The 22745-nt window shown below is 54.9% G+C and carries 12 protein-coding genes; 3 read left to right on the plus strand and 9 right to left on the minus strand.

Annotated elements, in window-relative coordinates; translation table 11 throughout:
* The 4 genes from B156_RS32285 to B156_RS31560 all read right to left on the minus strand — a co-directional run.
* Positions 1–7026: beta strand repeat-containing protein (locus tag B156_RS32285; RefSeq protein WP_026260994.1), on the minus strand; the 7026-nt coding region annotated here is incomplete at its 3' end.
* 901 nt (positions 7027–7927) lie between these two features.
* A complete protein-coding gene (locus B156_RS0122900; RefSeq protein WP_018622133.1) occupies positions 7928–10378 on the minus strand; it encodes a hypothetical protein in 2451 nt (816 codons plus the stop codon).
* 25 nt (positions 10379–10403) lie between these two features.
* The gene (locus tag B156_RS0122905; protein ID WP_018622134.1) at positions 10404–10907 is read right to left on the minus strand and encodes a T9SS type A sorting domain-containing protein; all 504 of its coding nucleotides are present in this window, start codon (positions 10905–10907) and stop codon (positions 10404–10406) included.
* A 346-nt stretch (positions 10908–11253) separates the two neighbouring features.
* The gene (locus B156_RS31560; RefSeq protein ID WP_157627149.1) at positions 11254–11502 is read right to left on the minus strand and encodes a hypothetical protein; all 249 of its coding nucleotides are present in this window, start codon (positions 11500–11502) and stop codon (positions 11254–11256) included.
* Positions 11503–11560: 58 nt separating this feature from the next.
* Between B156_RS31560 and B156_RS0122910 the strand changes: the two genes are divergently transcribed.
* On the plus strand, positions 11561–15796 hold the full coding sequence (locus B156_RS0122910) for a hybrid sensor histidine kinase/response regulator transcription factor (RefSeq protein WP_018622135.1): 4236 nt from the start codon (positions 11561–11563) through the stop codon (positions 15794–15796).
* 191 nt (positions 15797–15987) lie between these two features.
* Here the strand turns inward: B156_RS0122910 and dprA are convergent, their stop codons facing one another.
* From dprA to B156_RS0122930, 4 genes are all read right to left on the minus strand, one after another.
* On the minus strand, positions 15988–17112 hold the full coding sequence (gene dprA / locus B156_RS0122915; protein ID WP_018622136.1) for a DNA-processing protein DprA: 1125 nt from the start codon (positions 17110–17112) through the stop codon (positions 15988–15990).
* A gap of 195 nt (positions 17113–17307) precedes the next feature.
* Entirely contained in the window at positions 17308–18396 is a 1089-nt protein-coding gene (locus tag B156_RS0122920) for a glycosyltransferase family 9 protein (RefSeq protein ID WP_018622137.1), read from the minus strand.
* Positions 18396–19028, minus strand: coding sequence for a DUF4254 domain-containing protein (locus B156_RS0122925; protein WP_245563804.1), 633 nt, complete (start codon positions 19026–19028; stop codon positions 18396–18398). Before B156_RS0122925 ends, B156_RS0122920 begins: the two co-directional genes overlap by 1 nt.
* Positions 19029–19183: 155 nt before the next feature.
* Positions 19184–20254: an SGNH/GDSL hydrolase family protein gene (locus B156_RS0122930; RefSeq protein WP_018622139.1), complete on the minus strand. Its 1071-nt coding sequence runs from the start codon at positions 20252–20254 to the stop codon at positions 19184–19186.
* Between the two features lie 554 nt (positions 20255–20808).
* Here B156_RS0122930 and B156_RS0122935 point away from each other — a divergent pair.
* On the plus strand, positions 20809–21030 hold the full coding sequence (locus B156_RS0122935; RefSeq protein ID WP_018622140.1) for a hypothetical protein: 222 nt from the start codon (positions 20809–20811) through the stop codon (positions 21028–21030).
* 254 nt (positions 21031–21284) lie between these two features.
* On the opposite strand, the gene B156_RS30490 is transcribed toward B156_RS0122935, so the two are convergent.
* A complete protein-coding gene (locus B156_RS30490) occupies positions 21285–22154 on the minus strand; it encodes an alpha/beta hydrolase (RefSeq protein WP_018622141.1) in 870 nt (289 codons plus the stop codon).
* A 366-nt stretch (positions 22155–22520) separates the two neighbouring features.
* Here B156_RS30490 and B156_RS31040 point away from each other — a divergent pair.
* Positions 22521–22745, plus strand: a 225-nt coding sequence (locus tag B156_RS31040) for a transposase (RefSeq protein WP_018622142.1), incomplete at its 3' end; no start/stop codon positions are given.

Below are 22745 nucleotides of genomic sequence, written 5' to 3' on the forward strand. Positions count from 1 at the left end.
ATCGGTAGTGGGTAATAACTCGTTAGTGACCGAGAAGCTCACGGGCGAGCCGTTCAGGCCGCTGTAACGGGGGTTGAAGCTGACACTGAACCGGTTGGGCAGGATGGGTGTGCAGTTCACAGTGGTAACGGCGGTGATGGCAAAGGGAGCGGTCACCACCGGATTGACCATCAGGGTGACAGAGGCCGTGCCGGTGCAGCCGTTGGCACTGGTGCCGGTGACCGAGTAGGGTCCGGCGGTGCTGACGACGATGGCGGGGGTGTTGGCCCCGTTGCTCCAGGCGTAAGTGACGGCCGGTTGGCCGGCCCCGCCCGATGCCGTCAGGGTAGCGGACTGCCCCTGGTTGATGGTCAGGCTGGGATTGGCCGTGATGCTGACGGAGGGCGCGGTTTGATCGCCGGTGACGGTGGTCTGGGCCACCGCCGAGCAACCATTACCCGACGTCACCGTCACCGAGTAAGTGCCCACCGTGTTGAGGGTGGCTGTATTGCCGCTGCCTACCTGAGTGGCCCCCGCACTGAAGCGGTAGGATTGCCCCTGGGGACTGGCTGTCAGGGTGACTGTTCTCATGGTGCAACTCAAAGGACCATTGTTGGTCAGGCTTACCTCGGGCACGGATTGATCGCTGGTGACAGTGGTCTGGGCCACGGCCGAACAGCCGTTTGCCCCGTTGCTCACCGTTACCGAGTAGGTACCCGATGCATTCACGATGGCCTGATTGCCACTCTGACTTACCACGCCCGGCCCTGCGAAGGCATAGCTCAATCCATTGGGACTGGCCGTCAGCGTCACGCTGCTCGTGGCGCAGGTAATCAGCCCGCTGCTGGTCAGGCTGGCCTGGGGCACCGAGTTGTTCTGGTCAATGGTGATGGCCGTGACCGAGAAACAGCCCGTGCTGCTGTTGGTCACCGTCACCGAGTAGACCCCGGCCATGTTGACCAGGGCCTGGCTGCCTTCCTGACTCACGATGCCCGGACCCGCGAACACGTACCGGTCCCCGCCCCCCGCGAACAGGGTCACCTGGGTTTGGCTACAGGTTAGGGTAGTGGACGGACTGGCGGTAATCGTTGCCACCGGCAGGGGGTTCACGGTTAAGAGTGTTTCGCCGGATGCGGACTGGTTACTGGCACTCACCGTCAGAGTGAAGGTCTGGGTGCTCGTGCCGCTGGCCGTGACCAATTGGCTAAAGGCCGGGTTGGCGCTGCTGCCCGAAACGGCAGTGGTGCCGTTGNTGACCAGGGCCTGGCTGCCTTCCTGACTCACGATGCCCGGACCCGCGAACACGTACCGGTCCCCGCCCCCCGCGAACAGGGTCACCTGGGTTTGGGTACAACTCAGCGTGGTGGACGGACTGGCCGACAGGGTGGCCACCGGTTTGGTGTTGTCCTGACTCACGCTCACGCTGGCCACGCCCGTACAGCCGCTGGCGGTTACGACTGTGACCGAATAGGTGCCCGCCGTGTTGACGGTGGCCGTGTTGCCACCGTCCACGGGGGTGGCCCCGGGGCTGAAGGCGTACGCCACTCCGCCCCCGGCCGTCAGGGTGACGGTGGTCTGCGAACAAGTGAGTGGACCGTTCTCGGTCAGACTGGCTTCGGGGGCGATCTGATCACCCGTCACGGTGGTTTGAGCCACCGCCGTACAGCCGCTGGCCGAGGTGACCGTTACCGAGTAAGGGCCTGATGTGCTCACCAGAGCCTGATTGGTGGAGCCGATCTGCGTGGCTCCCCCACTGAAGCGGTAGGTGGCCCCGCCCGTAGCCGTCAGCGTTACGCTGGTAGTTGAACAGGTCAAGGGACCGTTGCTGGTCAGGCTGGCCACCGGCAAGGGGTTGACCGTCAGGGTCGTTTCGCTGGATGCGGACTGGCCATTGGCGCTCACCGTGAGGGTAAAGTTCTGGGTGCCCGTACCCGCAGCCGTCATCGACTGGCTGAAGGTAGGGGTGGTGGCCGTGCCCGTCAGGGGAGCCGTCAGGCCGTTGGTGAGGGTGTAGCTGTAGCCGCCGGTGAGGTTGCCCACCGTCGCCGTGAAGCTAACGGAACTGCCCACGCAGACCGCTCCTGGCGTGGCGGCCAAGCCGGTTAGCGTCGCGACATCCATTACCGTTAGGACGTAGGCCGTACTTACCCCTGAGCAAGTGTTGGCGTCCCGACTCCGCACGGTGATGGTGAAGCTGCCGCTTTGGGTGGGTGTACCCGACAGCACGCCTGCAGCGGTCAGGTTCAGACCCGTAGGCAGACTGCCGCTAGCCAGGCTGTAGCTGTAAGGGGCCGTACCGCCCGAAGCGATGAACGACTGGCTGAAGGCTACCCCTACCGTTGCTGTGCTCACGCTGGGGGCGGTGATGGTCACCGTAGCGGTGTTGCTTTGCACGGTGATGCTGGCCGTAGCCGAACAGCTGTTACCTGAAAGGACGGTCACTGAGTAAAGACCCGCCAGGCTTACCACGGCCTGATTGCTCGTACTGATTTGAGCAGCACCTGCACTAAATACATAGCTTAATCCGCCAGGACTGGCTGTCAGTGTCACGCTGGTCACTGAACAACTCAGCGTGCCGCTGCTCACCAGGCTCGCCACCGGAGCGGTGTTATCTTGGCTCACACTCACACTAGCTACGGCGGAACAGCCATTGCTTCCAACCACCGTCACTGAGTACAACCCTGCACTGCTCACCGTGGCCGTCGGACCACTGCTGATCTGATTGGCTCCGCTACTAAAGCGGTAACTAGTGCCACCACTTGCGGTTAGGGTGACGGTGGTCATCGTACAGGATAAGGGTCCGTTGTTGGTCAGCCTGGCCGTGGGCTGGGTATTATCCTGACTTACGCTAGTGGACGCTATGGCCGAACAGCCATTGTTCCCGTTGCTCATCGTTACCGAATAGGTACCCGCCAGGTTCACTACCGCCTTATTCCCATTCTGACTCACCACGCCCGGCCCCGAAAAAGCATAACTTAATCCGTTAGGATTGGCCGTCAGGGTCACGCTCGTCACCGCACAGCTTATGGTGCCACTGCTCACCAGGCTGACCACGGGGACTGTGTTATCTTGACTTATACTCACGCTGGCTACGGAGGAACAGCCATTGCTGCCCATCGCCGTGACCGAGTAAGGCCCAGCCACACTTACCGAGATGACAGGCGTGTTTTGCCCTGTGCTCCAACGCACCGAGCCACTGCTGATGGCCGATAGACTCACCACCGGATTGGCGCAGGTGAGCGTCGCACTGCTGGGGCTGATGCTGATCGAAGGAATCGCCTGATCGGCGGTGACAACCGTACTAGTGGTGCTCACGCAGCCGCTGGCATTGGCCACCGTCACCGAATAGATGCCACTACTGCTGACCACCACCGTAGTGATCGGACCCGGTGTGCCCACTACCCCGCTGCCACTGGCGAAGGTGTAGGAGCTGCCCCCACCCGCCGTCAGCGTCACGCTGGACTGAGCACAGCTTAGCGGACCGTTGTTGGTCAGGCTGGCCACCGGCAAGGGGTTTACTGTCAGGGTCTTTGCGCTAGATGCAGATTGACCATTGGCACTCACCGTCAGCGTAAAGTTCTGGGTGCCCGTGCCGCTAGCGGTTACCGACTGGCTAAACGGGCTGCCGCTGGCACTGCCCGTCAGGGAAGTACTGAGTCCATTGGTGAGCGTGTAGTTGTAGCTGCCGGTGAGGTTGCCCACCGTCGCCGTGAAGGTTGCCACACGTCCCACGCAAACCGCCCCTGGACTAACTGCCAAGCCGGTTAGCGTTGGATTGGCATTCACTACCGTCAGGACGTAGGCCGTACTTACCCCCGAACAGCCGACGGCATCCCGACCCATCACCGTCAGGGTGAAGCTGCCAAGCTGGGTGGGTGTGCCCGACACCACGCCCGTATTAGCCAGACCCAGACCCGTCGGCAGACTGCCGCTGGCCAGACTGTAACTATAGGGGCTAGTGCCGCCCGAAGCGGTAAAGGACTGGCTAAAGGACACGCCCACCGTCGCCGTACTCACACTGGGTATGGCGATAGAGGGAGCGGCTTGAGTTTCGTAAGCCCCCATATCGATGCGGCCACCAGCGTAGAAGCGATTATTGCCGGCCAGGTCGATACTGCCAACGGTAGCGCTGGTGGTGGCCGGGTCGCCCGCGTCAATGGCTACCGAGCCACACCTCAACAGGGTAGCAGTGGCGCTGGCAAAAGGTGAAGTGGCCGTGGCCAGGTTACCTGTCCCACCGTTATAGCCCGTCACTGAGGACTCGAACAGGCTGTAACTGGTAGTGATAAAAGCGTTGGGCCCGTTGGAAAAGGTGCTGCTCCCTCCGTTCCCCCACACCACACAGTTGGTCAGATTGGGGTGGCTGCTGCCCTGATACCCAATATTGTACATCACCCCACCGGAGGGAGCCGAATTGGCCTGAAACGAACAGTTGGTCAGGCTGGCGTTACTGTTGCCGCCTATACTACCATCGTTGTAGATGGCCCCACCCTGACTACCGGCACTGTTGCTCTGAAAGGCGCAGTTAATCAGGCTGGGGTTACTGTTGCCGTTCGTATAACCCGCGTTGTAGATGGCCCCGCCCCCGCTGGCGGCCGTATTGTTTTGAAACAGACAATTGCGAATCAGCGGACTACAGTTATTGCTGGCTCCATTGCCGTTGTTAAGCATCCCCCCGCCCCCATTGTCGGGCAAAGTGCTGCTATTGGCATTACCGCCCGTAATGAGGAAGCCATCCAGCACCGCCGAGTTGGTTAAACCGGTAGGGTTGTTTAAGACGTGGTAACTGTTGTCGGCGTTGTTGCCTAGGGTACCAATATCGCCACTGAGTGTAGTAGACAAAGGGTTACTCAGCACCCGTTGGCTCAGGATAGTTTCGTTGCCCACAAAGCCCCCATAGATAGTCACCCCGTTCCTCATAGCAAAGCTGAGGCTACGGTTAGTGGTGGATGTCGGTTTATACACCCCGGCGGCTACCCAAATTTCAGCGGTTGGCGTTCCGGACCCACTTCCCAAACAAGGGTAATTAAGAGCCGATTGCAGATCAGGGAAAGCATCAGCCCAGCTCAGACCCGTATTGGCACCACTGGCCCCGGCCTTCACATACAGACGGGCCTGTATGGGATTGACGACTAAGGTAAAGGCATTACTTGTAAGGCTGTTACAGCTCCCGGTAATGACTAACGAGTACGTACCTGCATCTGTAGTGGTGGCTCCTGGCAAAAGTAACGTAGCGGTGCTTTGCCCACTAACGGGCGAACCGTTTTTGTACCACTGGTAGTTTATGACAGTGCCCGTAACACCCACCGCTACTGACACGCTGCTGCCCGCGCACACCGCTGACCCTGATACAGGCTGTGCCGCGATGGCCGCGGGACCCTGGAATTCGACCGCCCCCATATCAACCTGCCCCTCGGCGATACGGGGATTACCCTTCAGATCAGTGGTAATACCCGCTAAACCAGTAGCCGAGTTCAGCCCCGCGTTGATGCCAGCAGATCCACAGCCGATAAGAGCCGGTTCGGTGGGGCTGGCAAAGGGTGATACCGTTACTTTGACATTACCTGTGCTACCCGAATAGCCCGTCACGGAGTCATCAAGCAAACTATACGTGGCTGAGATAGTAGTAAAAGCATTATAAAACGTGTTACCTCCTCCATTACCAAATAGTACACAATTGGTCAGGGTGGAAGTAGCAACATAACCGTTGCCATAGCCGTAACCATATATCGCGCCCCCTTGAGGAGCCGAATTGGCCTGAAAGGTACAGTTGGTCAGCGCCACTGTGATAGTACCCTCAAAAGTGCTAAGGTTGTAGATGGCCCCGCCATTGCTGGAAGCGGTATTGGCCTGAAAGTAACAGTTGGTCAGCTTAGGATTGCTGCTGGGGATGGCGAAGCCGCTGCGAAACCCTTCACTGGCATCGTTGTACATGCCACCGCCGGAGGTAGCCGAATTAGCCCGAAAGGAACAGTTGATCAGCGTGGGACTACTAGTGCCCCCCTTAGTACCATAGTTGTAGATGGCCCCGCCCTTACTCGACGCACGGTTGGTCTGAAACGAACAGTTAGTCAGCCTAGGGTTACTGTTACCCCCATTGGAACTACCATCGTTGTAGATGGCCCCGCCGGAAATAGCACGGTTATTCTGAAAAAAGCAGCTAGTGAACGTGGGGCTGCTATTGGCCCGGTCATACCCATCGTTGTAGATGGCCCCGCCGTTGCTGGAAGCGGTATTGGCCTGAAAGGTACAGTTGGTCAGTGTGGGACTGGTGCCGTTCGGATTATACCCATTGTTGTAAATGGCCCCGCCGTTGCTGGAAGCGGTGTTAGCCTGAAAGACGCAATTGGTTAATGTAGGGCTACCATTGCTACCATTGCCAGTACCAGTATTCGCATCGTTGTACATGGCTCCGCCGGAGGTAGCCGAATTAGCCTCAAACAAACAGTTGCGTATCAAGGGACTACTGGCCTGATTCCCGGAATTACCATTGGCAACATTAAGCATTCCCCCGCCAATATTCTGTTGACTACCGGTTTCGCTGGCATTGCCACCCGTAATGACAAAGCCATCCAGCACCGCCGTAGTGGTTAACCCGGCGGGATTTTTGATGACGTGGAAGCTGTTATCAGTTTGATCACCTACCTCACCAATATCACCGGAAAGGGTTGTACTGCTGGGGTCATTCGTTACGGGGTTGAGGGCCGGTCGGGCACTTAGGGTCGTTTCATTGCCTACAAACCCCCCGTAAATAGTGACATCAGCCTTCATGGCAAAACTGATCGTGCGGTCAGTATTAGCATTGCCACCGGGTAGGTAGGTGCCAGCCGCCACCCATACCTGATCGTTGGCACTGCTGGCGTTGATGGTGGCCTGCAAATTGCCACTGGCGTTGGCCCAGCTACTGCCGTTGCCTGTGCCTGTAGCAGCAGGTTTGACGTAGCGAATCGTTTGGCCCTGCGTCAGCAGGCTGGCACCCAGCAGAAGCGCCAACAGACTAACGGCCCGCATTAGAAAATGAAAAAAGAACGGTAAAGGAAGCCTCATAGAGATGATTCGTTGAATAATGGTTTACTCAGAAAAAACAGTAACGTGGGTTGTTACTGGGGTGGACATGGCCCCCTCATCCGCTTGATGCTGAGGGCTCAGTATCGGGAGATCCAAAAAGAGGTGAGGAGGACAATAAGGGGCAGGGTTGGATCGAATGGCAACGACCGTAAACCGCATCCGGCATCCAGGGTGGCCAGGTTTTACGACTCACCATAACCGGTACAAACAAGTAAAGCATGCACAATCGTTAACGTAAAAAAGAGGATGATTCGAAACCATTCAACACCGGACTGCCCTCCCCAATCAGGGACAAAAGCGAGGGCTTTCCGGTCCCGAATGCTGGTGCAAATTAGCCCAGGGCCGTTAGACCCATGTGCATATTTTACCCAAATAGGTGCATATTTGTTGCATAGTGGCCAAAAAGTGAAAAAAAATAAGTAATTAGTTCTTTTTGTTGAGGAGAACTGTCCGCACTTGCTGGCACTGGCACCAAGGGCGGTCTCAGAGTCAGTCAACAATAACACTACTCGGCGAGGCTTACTACTGTTCAGGGGCGGGTGTCTAAAGACGTGGAGCGACCGATTAAAACAGAGAGCCGGAATCAATCAGCCACGTAGTCCGCACCACCTATCGGCGGGGATTATTGGACGTGTCAATGCTTTTCAGGGGGGTCACTGCTGAAACCGTTCAAGAAAAGGTCCGATTCACAGAAGAAGCCGCATCGCCAACTTTTTAATAACTGTCCAACTTAATCAGAGCATACGACCAGTTTTCGAGAAAGGGTAACGCGAAAAAAGTCCATTTATGGTAATAGATGCAGCCAGCATTAACCGCATCTGTTACCATAAACGGACTTCATTAGTCAGCTCGTTTTACGCCTGTAAGCAGTCGCTACCCATTACCGGGACACGGCTGATGACTTCTGCTGTTGAGCCAGCAGCGCTTGTGCCTTAACTAGCACATTCATGTAATGATCCTGCGCCTTTTTTGCTACTTCGGGTGTTGGGTTGTCCAGCAGTTCGGTCATATAGGGGTACTGCTTCAGATCAACGCCCTGTGCGCCCATGTACTGCTTTACCTCCTGCATAGCCTCCTGAATGTTCGTATAGCCACTTTTCGCAATATCGTTCTTAATGACCTCGCGCATCGACGGTGCTGTCGAATAGCCTGTAGATCCGGTTGCTTGTGTTTTGCCACTGGTAGCGAACAGGGCGGGTTTGTAGTCGGGAACCGCTTTCTGCAGGGCCAGTTGCATGGTATTGATTACCGTCTGCATTTGATCAACGGTATTTGCCAGATCATTTGTGTTTAGGCCAACAGCAGTGTTGATGTAATTGAACGCTTTTTTAGGGTCAGAGTCGGCCCAGGCAACGCCAATTACCCGGCGGTAGTCGAGTGCGCTCATATTGATCGGATCAACGGCCATCGCCATGCCATCGCCTTTGCCGGAAGGCAGAAGATAATTTCCTTTCCGCACCCGGCCCAGCACTTTTACGGGTACCTGGCCCATAAAGGCAATCTTTTCGTATAGGGGAAGTTTTTTCTTATCGGGCATCCCGCCAATAATAGCCGGAGCGCTGGAAATCACCATGAATTTCTCGGCTTCGGTAAAGGTCTTAGAGAATACCCCACCTTTAATACCTACCACTTCGCCAAACACGAACGTTTCTTTTGGGTTGGCCTTCAGCAGCCACTCGGCATAATCGGCTCCACCTGATTCAAAAGCCACCCCTGTTTGCAATTCGTTATAAGCTACGTAACCGCCCAGTTGCAATGCCCCTACCGCTACGTCGACGGCACTCCAGATCACATCGTCACAATCGCCGGTAATGCAGGCTCCTGAGGCTCCGGCAATATTTACAATCAGGCGGATAATGTCAGCCACTAGGTCAAGTGTTTGCTGGTAAGCGCCAAAGGCATAATCGGAGGTGAAAAAATCAGCTGCCGAGCCCGGTATGCTTTGGTCGGCAGGCGCGTTTTTATCCGTGGAAGCCCCAAATGCAGCATCAATATCGGGTGTACCAATAAGACTGATAACGGCGGCCCGCAAGCCCTGCGCAATACCACTGGAGCCTTCAATGCGGCCTTTAGCTACCCCATTGCTGTTAAAAAAGGTAATGAAATTATTGCCCGGCAGGGGCGTAGAGGCCGTTAATTTGACGGCTATGCCCTGATCATTTCCCTGGATGCGCAGTGGATAGTTACTGTAGTTATCCTGATCGGTGCCGGGCATGTCAGCCGTGATGGTTACCTGACCGTTCAGGGCTGACGGTGCTCCTACCGTGAAGTTGTTGTTGAGAGTAGTAGCCCCAGCTACACTTAGCGTGTTGTTCAACTGGGTTGCTCCTCCCACGTTGAGGTTTTGACCGATGCCTACACCCCCCGCCACGACCAGTGCGCCTGTGGTTGTACTGGTCGACCCCAGTTGGGCGTTATCCAGCACTACTTTCTGTTTAAACGTCCCGTCTTTCTCCACCAGCAGCGTCCCCGTCAGCCGCGTAGCTGCCATATTGTTTACGGTAAGGCTATTGTTCAGGCTGGTGGCGCCATCTACCGTGAGTGTTCCCGTCAGCGTAGTCGGTTTTTGGTTGGCAACCTTAAAGGAGCCGTTGTTTATGGTAGCCCCGGTTCCGTTTGTATTCAGATTTACATTATTTCGGACATTCAGGTCATTGCCAACCGACACATCCTTGCCCACACTCAGGCTGTTGGCTAAGTTAATGTCGCCATCTTTCGTTATTCTGAGCCGTTCTATCTTGTTGGTCACAAAAATCAGGTCCGCATAATCCATCGTGCCCATCCGGTCGGTAGAAGGGTCAGTTTTGGTATTGCCGAATGTCGACCAAACGTTACTAGGTACGCCATCCGTTGGTCCTCCAGCCGCTACCCGTGCCTTGGGGTTGCCGGCTAATTCATTGGCCGTCATGGCGTGGAAGGCATAGGGAACGGCCAGCAGGCGGCTGCTGCTGATGGTGGTAAAGCCACTCTTGCCGCCGTCCTGAATGGCAATTTCCATCCAGATATCTTCGCTGCTCCAGGGTACACTGGTAAAGGTGTTCATCCCGGCTTTACCGCTGCCAATCGTCAGGTCGAACAGGCCCAGGGCGTTGGTGGTTACGGTGTGCGTCTCGCTATAGTGCGTCTTCTGTAGACCGCTCCCATTGCTCTTCAGGCTTATTTTAAGGGTGACGGGCTGGTTAGGTAACACTTCACCTGATAGGCTACGGGCTACGGCCTGGTATTTCATGCCCTGCGGCACCTGCTGGGCCTGGGCGAGTGAGCCAAGGGTTACAACGAATAAAAAGAGGAAGGCGCGGAAAAGCACCGAGGTTTGTACACGATAGTTCATTGTTGTCTGGGTTAAAAAAGATTAGTTATTGAGCTTTGATAATTTTATAGGTTTTAAGCGCGCGCTCCCCATCTTTGGTAAGGCGCAGCAGGTAGGTACCCGCCGGGTAAGCCGTCATGTCAACCTGGGTGGAGGCCGTATTGGCGGGTACCACCGGCAGGTTGTAGCGACGGCCCGTGAGGTCGGTCAGAGACAGGTGTATCGGCGTCGCTTCGGGCGTGACGATGGCAATGGTGAGCCAGGCGGTTACCGGGTTAGGGGCTACCGTAAACCGGTAGTCGGCATCCAGGGTGGTCAGGCTCTGCAGCTCCGTGACCTGAAGCTGGGGCTGGTGGAAGCCCTGCGTGTACAGGTGCCCGGCTACGCGCTCCGTTCCGACAACGGTTTCACCAAGGGTCCAGTCGAGGGTCATGCTGGCCGTTCGGGCGGAGCCACCTCCGACGGCCAGTACGCTCGGGCTGAGCCGCTGGGCCAGGGCACCGGAGGTCAGGGCCAAACTGCCAAACAGGCATAGTAGTGTTCTTTTCATCGCATTATTAATTGGGTTAGATAAAGCAATCTGTACTGACCTGCTCGGGGTACCGTCTCCGATAACCGACCAGGGTTAGGCCTTCCACCCATCCCCTTACTGCCCCCGGAAACAGGCGATCGTTCCTATTGCCAGGGGCGGTTCGGGGTCAAAAAAGAGGAAGAGTCCAAGGCATTTGATGGCAAGAACTTACCCGAAGAAGGGAGGATAAAAGGTGGGTAGTTTCTGACCCTTAAAGCCTCTGCAAGTTTAGCGGAAGAATAGGCGATGGATGTGCAGATTTCGCCCAAATAGATGCACATTTGTTGCACTGATACCATAAACTGAAAAAAAATGGATCATTAGTCTACTTTATCGGGGCCCGTGGTTGCTGATACCGGCGGCAGGCGCGGGAGTACTGGCAGTCAATCCTGCTGGTGCCCGGTGAAGCCTCGATGCGCATGGGGCCGGGCAACCGGGAAGGGGGCGGGCGGCTCAAACCGGGAGCTGGACCTGGCCAGCGGAGTTGCTGAACCAGCCACCAGCAGGAAGCACCGGCAACGTGACGATTACAAATGGCTATACAACAGCGGTCGTCGAGGCATTTAACAAACAAAGTCTATCGGTTACGGTTACTGTAAATTAAATTTACACCCAGTATCAGAAATACACGAGTGGATCAGGCAGCTTCAACACCCATAACCGCTCTCGCTTTCGCCTTACTATGCGCTGCTATTCGTAACGGGCAACCCGGTCCCGAAAAGCATTACCTCACCTTCTTCCAGTTGAAAGTCCTGATTCAGGCCTTATTCTTCCTGTTCGGTTTATGCTCACTGGCCGGGGCACAGCACATTACGGCTTCCGTGCAGCGGTATGGACCCGAGCAGGGGCTGGCGCACCGCGAAGTGAACGCCATTTTCCAGGACCGCCGGGACTTTATGTGGTTCGGCACCAAGTTTGGACTCAACCGCTTCGACGGGGCTACGTTCACGACCTATACCCGGGAAAAAAACGGGCTTGACTTTGATGACATTCAATCCATCGCGCAGGATGCCGATGGGTTGCTATGGCTTATGGGGCCCGGTAGTAAATCAGCCATCAGCCTCTTTAACCCGGTAACGGGCGTAGCCACCTCCTTCGAGAAACGCTTCAACCAGCCCCGACAAAACCACCCCCCGGTATGGCCGAATATTCTGCTGAATGGTCAGGATGGAACGATCTTCTTCATTGATTATCAGCCCGCCAAACTGAACGTATACCACCCTAAGTCAGGTTTAAAGACGGTGCCACTACCCCGGTACACGACCCTTGCGCTGGCGGCCGTTACCAGCCGAAACACCATTTGGGCCATTGCTAATGGCAGTCAGCTAGTGGAATTAACGACGGATGGGCGTGTGCTGCAAACCTTCAACCACTCAGAAACTATTTATGTCTGCCTGGGCCAGCGCCATGCCGATACAGAATTCTTTTACACGACTGTACCAGACGCACAGCACCCTACGACAGGCCCACTGTATAAAATCGACGGGGCGGGTCATCGTCAGCACCAATCCAATGACATAATTAAACCGGCGAAACTGCAACGACGACTTGTCTATTCCTTCGACCGGAGCGGACTGGTTTGGAATGGCTACCAGTTACGTGATACGGCCAATAGCGTTGCCCTCGATATCAGCGATCAACTGGCCAGCGGCCGGATTGACAACCGGAGTTTCTTTCGTGACCGAAACGGGAGCTTTTGGTTTGGTACCAGCTTTGGCCTCTACCAGATCCGGATCAGCCAGAACTATTTTCAGCGGCTGTTCTATGAAGCTGGCACCGGAAAACAACCCGCCGTTCGGGGCATTACCGCTGTGGGCGATACGCTTTACACGAATCTGGAGAATGATGTGGGCCTCTTCGCTAGTACGCGTTCGGGGGGGGCAGCCCGACAGCTGCTTCGCCAGCAGCGATCATTCCATAGTTTGAGTGGTAATCTGGAGGGTAAGATTTATTTGTGCGAGGACTATAACCTGGTCGCTTATGATTACCGAACCACTAAAACCAGCGTGATGCCCATACCCGGCCAGGGTGCGGTGTGGACTATTCACCCCTTTTTGGCCAGCCCCCACCGGTTGCTGGCTGGTGGCGATCCCGGCCTGTGGCTGGTTGACCCGGCCGCCAACCAGGTAACCCCCTTCCGGGGCTATAACCAGTTTCCCGAATTAGCCCAGGCCCACGTCCTGCACATTGGCACCGACCGGCAGGGTACGATCTGGCTTTGCGCCACCACGGGCCTCTACACCGTCGACCCCCAACGAGGTGTCACGGCCCGCTACTGGCGGGGTGGTCGGGGTGCTTTCAAGCTACCTGCCGACAGCTATCAGCATTTTTACCAGGACGCGGGCGGACTCTTCTGGCTGGCTACGGCCAATGCCGGTCTGGTGCGCTGGGATCGTACCCAAAACCGCTACCGTACATTCAAGCGGGCAGACGGGTTGAACAACGATAATATTTACGCGGTATATGCCGACCGGCGGGGTCACCTCTGGCTCAGCAGTGACAACGGCATCATGCAGTTCGATCCGGTCCGGCTCACCACCCGGACCTACACGGTGCAGGAGGGCATCACCCACAACGAGTTCAACCGCATCGCGCACTACCAGGATAAGCAGGGGCGGTTGTATTTCGGTGGCCTGAACGGCGTAACCGCCTTCGACCCGCGTGATTTCGAAGCCGAACCCCCGCTGCCCGCCCTGCCCCTGCGGATTGTTTCCTTTCGCCAGTTCGAGGCCGACCGCAACAGGCTGGTTGATAAGACCGAGGAATTGGTTAAGACGAATCAGATCACGCTGCTGCCCGACGACCGGAGCAGTATCCTCGACTTCGCACTGCTCAACTACACCGATGCCCAGAAAAACACCTATGCCTACCAGTTTAAAGGGGTGGACAACACCTGGCGCTACCAGACGGAGTCCTCATTGCGGCTGGGCAACCTGCCCTACGGCGACCATACCCTGCTGATCCGGGGGCAGGCCGCCGATGGTCGCCGGTCGTCGGCCACGCTATCCATTGGGGTGCGGGTGCTGCGGCCGTTTTATCTGCACGGCTGGTTTGCCTTACCCCTGGTGTTTTTGCTGCTGGGCGGGGTTTGGGCCTGGGGCCGGTGGCGGGACCGGCGATACGAGCAGGCACAAATCCGGCTGCAAAATCAGATCAATGAGGCCACCCAGACCATTGCCCGGCAGGCTCAGGATCTGCAACAGCTCGACGAGACCAAATCCCGTTTTTTCGCCAATATCTCCCATGAGTTCCGTACGCCCCTGACGGTAATTCTGGGCATGGCCGACAACCTCCACCGGCAGGGAGATCCCCAGTTGCGGCAGTCGGCCAACCTGATTGGACGCAGCGGCCGTAATCTGTTGCGGCTTATCAATCAGATCCTGGACATCTCCCGGTTGGAGGCCGGCGAAATGCCGCTCGAACTGGTGCGGACTGACCTGATCCGCTTTATCCGTTTCGTGGGTGAATCGTTTCATGCCATAGGCCGGGCGAAGAGGGTACGCCTGATCATAGCCGCTGAGGATGAGGTCTGTGAAGCCGACTTCAACCCGGACAAACTACAGGACATCGTGGCTAACCTGCTGGGAAATGCACTCAAGTTTACCCCGTCGGAGGGGGAGGTGCGGTGTGAGGTAATTAGTCAACCCCATTGGCAACCGCTTACCCAAGCGGGCTATTACGAGGCACTTACGCCAACCCAGCATCTGGATGATCCGTGGATTCAAATTACCGTCAGCGATACTGGACCCGGCATTGATCCAGCCAGCCTGACCAGAATCTTTGACCGCTTTTATCAGGTCCCGCCTGGATTGGCCGGGCCACGTCAGGCCGGGACCCTCCAGGCCGGATCTAACGTCTCCGAATCGGCCAGTAGTGGTACCGGCATTGGCCTCTCGCTGGTTCGGGAATTGGTTAGCTTGATGCAGGGTGGTCTGGCCGTTCGCAACCGACCCGGTCCGGGTGCTGAATTCGTGGTTCGTCTACCCCTGACCCGGCAGGCACCCCTGGCTAATGACATGCTTCCCAAATCTACACTAGCTGCCTATGAGATGAGCGAGTTGGGGGACAGTCTCGAAGTTGGGCCAGAGGAAGTGCCTGATGGCCCCATACTGTTGCTGGTAGAAGATAACGACGATGCCGCCACCTACATCCAGAGCTGCCTGCGGGAGGAGTACCAGGTTATACGGGCTAAGAACGGGCAAATTGGCATGGACCAGGCCTTTGCCATCATTCCAGACCTGATTGTGAGTGATGTAATGATGCCCGGCAAAGACGGATTTGAACTCTGCGACATCCTGAAGAGCGACGAACGAACCAGCCATATTCCTATTGTACTACTCACGGCCCGAGCTACGATGGACGACCGCCTGACCGGCTTACGGCGGGGGGGCGATGCGTACCTGGTCAAGCCTTTTCAGCGGGAAGAGCTGCTGCTCATACTGGGGAATCTGCTCCAGAGCCGACGGCGGCTTCAGCGCTATTATAGCCAGCGGGCGCTGGGCAATCCGCAGTCCATTCCGATTGCTGCTGACGGGGCCGATGCACGGGAAGACCAGTTTGTGGTGAAACTGCGCCATACGCTGGAACGTCATCTGGAGAACGTTGCCCTTGATACCACCCTGATTTGTCAGTTGATGGGCATGAGTCGGAACTCGTTGTATCGCAAGTCAATGGCCCTGACTGGTATGTCCATAATTCCTTACCTGCGGGCGCTTCGCCTGCAGAAAGCCGAAGCACTGCTGCTGCATTCAACGTTGAGCATTGCCGAAATTGCCGACGCGGTGGGCTTCGACAGTCCCGGCTACTTCAGCCGGGTGTTTTCAGAAGAAAAAGGGGTTTCTCCCAGTAACTTCAGGAACCCGGACTAGCCGCTGGCTTCATTATTTCCTGACAGGACTTACCTGCTTGTAATCGTACAGACTCTCTTTTACTCAACCCGCCGTTTTCGGTCAATAAACGAGTGGCTGATATTTTTTTTGAACCTGCTATTTTACTACCAGTGAATGGGTTGTGTTACTGAAAGCGACCTTGAAAATCGTATACAAAATCGTCGGTTTCGTCACACGTACACGACGGCGTATTTCTTGCCGGGCAGCGAGCGCACAAATCCCCGGAATTCCAGGCTGAGCAGGAGGGAGGCCAGTCGGCCCATCGGGATTTGACTGGTCCAGCTCAACGCGTCTATATGGACATCCGCCGACTGGCGCAACAGGGCCATTACCTGACTTTCTTCGTCCGTTATATCCACCGGCAGGGGTGGCAGGGAGGGCTGCCGTAACGTCTGTTCGTTGAGTCCCCGCGCCATCTGGTCCCAGTTGAGGGTTTCGATAATGTCTCTGGGGCTGGTATAAATCTGCGCTTTGTTTTCCCGGATCAGTTTGTTGCACCCCGCCGAGAACGTCTGTGTCAACTGACCGGGCACGGCAAAAACCTCCCGGTGGTAGTTGTTGGCGTATTCGGCGGTAATGAGTGCTCCGCCTTTGGTGGCGGCTTCTACCACCACCACCACATCGCTCAGGCCCGCAATAATCCGGTTACGGGCGGGAAACAGATGGGCATCGGGCTTGGTGCCGGGTCGACTTTCGGAGAGCAGGCCACCCGTTGCTAGCATGTCCTGCGCGGTCTTTTTATGTACGTTCGGGTAGATTACATCCAGGCCACTAGCCATCACGCCAATGGTGGGTAAACCGGCTGTCAGGCTGCTGCGGTGGGCGGCAATGTCAATCCCATAGGCCAGTCCACTGATCACGCTGACGCCGTAGGGGGCTATGGCGTCGATAATTTCGGCCGTGATGCGTCGCCCGTAGTCGGTGGCTTGCCGGGTGCCCACAATCCCGATGGTGCGCAGGGCATTCAAATCGCTCGCACCCTGGTAATATAACAGGGCGGGGGCATCGTACAGGGCTTTCAATCGGGCGGGGTACGCCTTGTCAGTATAAAACAGGGCGAGTGCTCCCATTCTTTCCACCCGGTTCATCACCTGTTCCGCTTCGGTCAGCACACCCGGTTTGAGGATAGCGCGGGCGGTTACTTCACCAATGCCGGGGACCTTCATGAGCCGCGCTAACGGAGACCGGAATACGTCGGGGGCCGAGCCGCAGTAGCTGATGAGTTGCCGGATGAGGATGCTGCCCACGCCGGGAACGAGCGTCAGCGCAATTTGATGGTGAGTATCGGTGGACACGTGGGGATGGTAGTCGGTTTACGGTTTATGGTTTGACGTTTTCTGTTGGCTGACGCGTTTATATTCTCGTGCGTCAGCCAATCGCACCGGCGGCCCGGCAAAAACTTTAAACCTCAAACCGTAAACCACTTACAAACATCCTCTTTTTTTTGACGGTTTGGGCGATAAACGATTAATAGATGCCTGATAATTTTGTCAGACTCCGATTTTAATCGGGGGTGAGAAAAGCAATTGTCTCACCCGTGCTGCTACGATATCCACGGAAATGTCGTTCAAACAGGCTAAATCCCCACGCCAGCATGGTTTATTGCCAAAAACGGAGCAGGGACGACAGGTTAGTACATCGGTTGGGATTTGTAGAATGGCTTCTTCTCCCTGTCCCCATGGACCGAAACCCGCGTCGGGGTGAGTAGCGCCCCAGATGGATAATACGGGCACTCCGCTCAAAGCGGCCAGGTGCATATTGCCCGAATCCATGCACAGCATCCCATTGAGCTGGCGCATAAGGGCTAACTCAGCCGCCATTGACAGCTGACCCGCCACCAGTACCACCTGTGGAAAGTGCTGCCGCAGGGTTTCCAGTTGGGCTATCTCTGCCGGTCCCCCGCCAAATAGAAAAACGGTTAATGGCGGGCCTGCGAACAGATTTGCCAGCAACGGAGCGAACCGGTCGAAGGGCCACATCTTCTGGGCATGCTGGGCAAACGGGGCGATGCCGAGCCAGGGCCGGGGTTTATCGGGTACAGCGTGCCGATGAAAAAAAGAAGCCAGTTCGGAGTCGGCGGATGGAAACGGCGGAAACTGAAAGGGGCGGGTGGGCTGGAGCGCAAATCCCGCCCGGTCGAACGTTTTAGCGTATCGCTCCACGCTGTGGAGCAATGGCCGCCGTACTTTGTTTTCTTTTCGGGTCAGGGCTTTTTTTTCGTCCCTGCCTTTGTCGATAGTAACGGAAGGTACGCCGATGAGCCGAAATAACCCTTTCAACACGCCCGACCGCAGATTTTGGTGGGTATCTACCACCACCCCAACCGACGCCAGTTGCCGTAACTCCCCAAATAATCGAACCAGGCCGCCGAACCCTTTATGTCGCCCGTCGAAGTCGGCCTCAATGATATGTACGTTAGGGAAACCACTAAAAAATACGGCAAATTTTGGCCGCGTAACCAGCGTGATGGACACATCGGGATAGCGTTGGGTAAATGCCTGCACAATGGGAGCCAGCAGCGCTACGTCGCCCATGGCCGAAAAACGGAGAAGGAGGACCTGATTTCTGGTCGGCTCCATCAGGCTTTGGTTTCGGTTCCGTACAGGACCGGGTTCAGGGTAGGGTCGTTGTACATTTTCATCTGCCGGTACACCTTCATGTATCGGTCGCCGTTGCGGATATCGTCCATCAGTTCGTCGAAGCAGCGGGCTAAATCCTGTTCCTGCTCCGTCAATACGGCCAGCTTGTGCTGCGCTTTTTGGCGGTGTTCGTTCGAGACAGCCTCCCGGTCGACCTGCTCCCGGAAGTGGTAGAGTTTGAGTTGCAGAATCGACATCCGGTCGAGGAGCCAAGCCGGTGTTTCGGAATTCATGCGGGCGGCCGGTTTGGGGATGATGCCATAAAATAAATCAGCAAACCAACCGTCTATTTGCTCCACGGTATCAGTCCGGTCCTGGTTCGACTGGTCAATCCGGCGTTTGATGGCGACCAGTTCGTCGGGGCGGATAGCCGGACTGCGGATGAGGTCTTCGAGATGCCACTGCACCGTGTCGATCCAGTTTTTCTGGTACAGCAGAAAGGCGATGCCGTTGGGGGAATACGGGTTGCGCAGGGGTGTATCTACCTGGTCGGTCTGGTGATAGGCCTGAATACTCTCGCGAAAAATGTCGTTGGCAAACGTAGCGTCCATGGAAGCGTTAATCAGCCGCAAAGATATGGGTTTTGGTCGAAAAAGTGGGTAGCTACCGGCATAGCGGGTAGTTTGGTACTGATTCAGTGTTACTTACTACCCTGGCAAAGAAAGCGACCCGATCAACCTGCTACGGGGCACCTGCGCGTTCATGATTGCTTCTTATATTAAGTCGCTTACCAGCCTTTCTCTTTCAGTTTAGCAGCTATCCGGTTAACAATAATCTGGTAGCCCTGCGTTCTGAAATGTATATCATCCCTGTGCAACCCAATGGGGAACTGACCATTGGTAATGTACGTCCGATCCTCTCCGGTGGGTGAATAGCCAACAGCCGCCATTTCGGCATCGGTAGGTGGCATGATGGACACATAGTTGCCAAGGTACCGCGCAGCCAGGTCGGCATTGAAACTCTCGATAAGTTTATAATTAGCCGTTGATTTAGGCTCTTTCAACGAGAAAGGTACGCCAATCACCAGAAAGCGTGCGGGCGCATCAATGTATCCTATAGCCTTATCAATCAGGGCAGGAACACCGGATAGGGCGGGCACATCGTTCCGACCCATCCAGAGTATCTGAACGGAGCCTTTGCTGGCAACGGCATCGTCGGGGGTAAAAACAGAATTGGCGGGAACGCTGGTGGTTGATGCCGCCTTAGGGGTTAGTGTATAGGTTTCAACCCGATTGGCACCGTCGCCACTGGCGGTTCGGGTCATGGTCACCGGTACTCCGGCTACCGTACCGGTAACCATTCGGGTATCGGTACCGGTGGTATACAGTATAGGAATAGAAATCGCGGTGACCTTAACGGGGGCTGTTCCCTTAAAGGCATTGCCCTCCACACTGAGCGTAACGGTGCTGGCTCCCTGACGGCCAACTATCTGTTCTGCTTTCTGCCCATCAATACCATAATTATTGACCGTTCTTCCCAGCAGGGTAGACAGTTGCTGCGGGTACGGAGTACCACCACCCTGTCCGCCTTCGGTCAGGCTATCGCCCCAGGCGGCAATAACGCCCTTGCTACTGACCGGGACCGAGGTTGTGCTGCCGGGAGCGGTTGTTGTTCCACTACCAGGGGCAGTAGTTGTACTACCCGGAGCCGTGGTGGTACTACCGGGGGGCGTAGTGCCACCACCCGGTGCCGGAGTTGGATCGCTGGGGTCTGCCAGGCAGCTGTCTAGTAGTGTCGCAGTAATCATTGCGCTGGTACCGAATAGAAAACCACGCCGGTCAAAAAGTGAAAAAGCCATTAAGTATGTTAACTGATTAGATTAATGTATAGCGTACCAACTAGAATAAGGGTGTAAAGTTGCTTTTTAGTAGATATGGCAAGCAAGGGAATGGGCAAAAATGGCTAGATACACCTAAAAAAGAGGGTATATCATTACCAAAAATTATATCTCTGACGATTAAGTTATTCTTTATTACTACGCTTATTAGCGGCTCACGTCTACGTAAACGATTTACCTATGTACACCAGCAAAAGCGTTTAAAGCCAATGATATTGATAACCGATATATTGATCAATGGGTAGAGGTGATTCAGGAAATTGGGCGTGGAAGAGGCATAAACTTACTGGATAGTAACCGATTGACACTTGCTCATAAAAGTGGTTTGCGTTGCATGGAATTATATAAAAGAAACAAAGAGTTGGAGAAGATGAAAAGCTTACAAGCCGAAAATGCCCACTTGTTGACGTAATTGAACGATAAAACCTGGACTATGACCTTAGGCAAATTCCCGACTGATCTTAACATGAGTAAGTTCGCAACTTGATAGTTAGCCATAATTGATTGGATCAGCCATGCTTAAACAATACGTAAGTTCAGGTATTAGCCGCCTTACCTTTCTGGGAGTGTTTATCGGACTTGCAGCGGTCCTGCTCCTTTCCGCCGGGTTTTTTAAACCAGTTGAAAAGAGCAAACCAGCAAAGCCCAACGTTCTCTTTATTCTGGTCGATGATCTTGGCTGGAGAGACCTGGATGCTTTTGGTAGTAGCTTCTATTGTCCTTACCCCGTTTTGTGAGCCAGTTTTGACTGGAGTTTAAGCCGCCTGTGAGGTCCTCCCAATTACTGGACCGCTCAAAGATTGAGGATCGAACGGTCATGAGGTACCCACTCAACGGAGTGGGTATTTGCGAGGTGGCGGTAGTGACACTCTGTCAGCCGAGTTCAGTACAAAAGTTTACCAATAGCACACCTGTTGAGCCATTAACCTCAAGCCGTCATAGTGCAAACACCAACTTAGCGGTGCGGGCATTTATCCACCGGCTATTGTCTTTAGTGCTGCTTTGACCAGTTCTTAAAAATAAAGCGCAAGGCATCGAAATAAGCAACAACGGGTTCGGTCATGTGGGTTTCGGTTGGGTAATGTTTATAACGATAAGCCAGTCTTTTGAGCTTTTTTTTAGCTAGTGTTGCGTTTAATTGTAATAAATTTTTGTGAAAGAACGAATTAGCTCCCCCTTCATTTCCGTCACTGTAAAAAAGCATCTTGCTTAAGGTTGAACCGTTTTTTAGTTTTTCGTCGGTCAGTTTCAATACATACTCCTTGTCCCACCAAAGAGATGGGCTTACCGCAATGTAAGCCTCAAACATTTCAGGATGGGTCAACAGACAATTAAGCGATGCAATGCCCCCAAAGGAGTGCCCGGCCAAAATTTTGTAGGGCGCTGTTTGGTAAGTTTTCTCAATCATGGGCATCAATTCTGACTTAATGAATTGTAAAAATTTTTCGTTTCCCCCACTGCCCTGATACGAACTACTATCGGGTTTGCCCTCGTAGTTAAGTAGGCTATTGGTTGGGGTGAGGTCTCGGGTTCGTTTGGTATTTGGGATGCCGATGACGATGATCCTGGGCATAGCCAACACATCGGGACGACTCAGATAATCGACATACTGAGCAAGTAATTCAAAATGATTGTCCCCGTCCAATACGTATAAGACGGGAAATCGATTGTTTCCATCGGTGGAGTCTGCTTTAGGGCAATGCACATACACCTTGCGCTCTTCGTTTAAAAGCTTGGAGTGAATCGTCACAACCTGACTGGGAGGATAGGTATACGTCTGCGTAGGCTGGGCCTGAGCTTGTAAAGCGACAACTAAAAACAGACTCGTCAGCCATCGAAAGGAATTGGTCAGCCATTTCATTTTGTATCATTTAACGAATTAGGGAATCGAGTTTTGGCCTGACCCCTACCGGATTAGGGCTTGCTGCTGGGGCGGCATTTCGAGTTGGGTTAGCCCAAATATAGCGGTAAAAGCTCACTAGAAACACAATTGCCGACCTAGTTGAGTCAGCCGCCCTAGCCGCAAACCCGCTGTTGTGAACAGTGCCTATTAGGCCCACACGCGGCTCCTGTCGAGTGGGGTAAAGTGTCGTCCGAATGAACTACGCACTTGTAAACGGTTATAAGTTTCGGCGTATATCGCCTTGCTATATAGTCTCTTTAAATGCCCGTGGCTGTTGCACAACTCTACTTAGGGATTTAAGTGGCCTTTTCTGTATCTTGAGGTATGCAAGGCAGAAAAGAATATATCGAAAAGCAAATCACTTGTTTTCAGCTGTCCAGCCGCGTCCCTAAGCACAACTTCTACCGTCGGCTAAAGGAGACGCTCGACCTGACCTTTATCTATAAGGCCACGAAACAGCTTTATGGCCAGACTGGAAACCCTTCCATTGACCCAGTCGTATTCTTTAAGTTCATGCTCATCGGTTGCCTGGAGAATATTACCTCCGAC

This window comes from Spirosoma luteum DSM 19990 (assembly GCF_000374065.1).
In the GTDB taxonomy this organism is placed as follows: Bacteria; Bacteroidota; Bacteroidia; order Cytophagales; family Spirosomataceae; genus Spirosoma; species Spirosoma luteum.

Excerpts from the sequence above, each read along its gene's own strand:
- B156_RS0122900 (WP_018622133.1), bottom strand. The coding sequence starts at position 10,378 with ATGAACTATCGTGTACAAACCTCGGTGCTTTTCCGCGCCTTCCTCTTT.
- B156_RS0122920 (WP_018622137.1), bottom strand. The coding sequence starts at position 18,396 with ATGGAGCCGACCAGAAATCAGGTCCTCCTTCTCCGTTTTTCGGCCATG.
- B156_RS0122905 (WP_018622134.1), bottom strand. The coding sequence starts at position 10,907 with ATGAAAAGAACACTACTATGCCTGTTTGGCAGTTTGGCCCTGACCTCC.
- B156_RS30490 (WP_018622141.1), bottom strand. The coding sequence starts at position 22,154 with ATGAAATGGCTGACCAATTCCTTTCGATGGCTGACGAGTCTGTTTTTA.
- B156_RS0122935 (WP_018622140.1), top strand. The coding sequence starts at position 20,809 with ATGCTTAAACAATACGTAAGTTCAGGTATTAGCCGCCTTACCTTTCTG.
- B156_RS0122930 (WP_018622139.1), bottom strand. The coding sequence starts at position 20,254 with ATGGCTTTTTCACTTTTTGACCGGCGTGGTTTTCTATTCGGTACCAGC.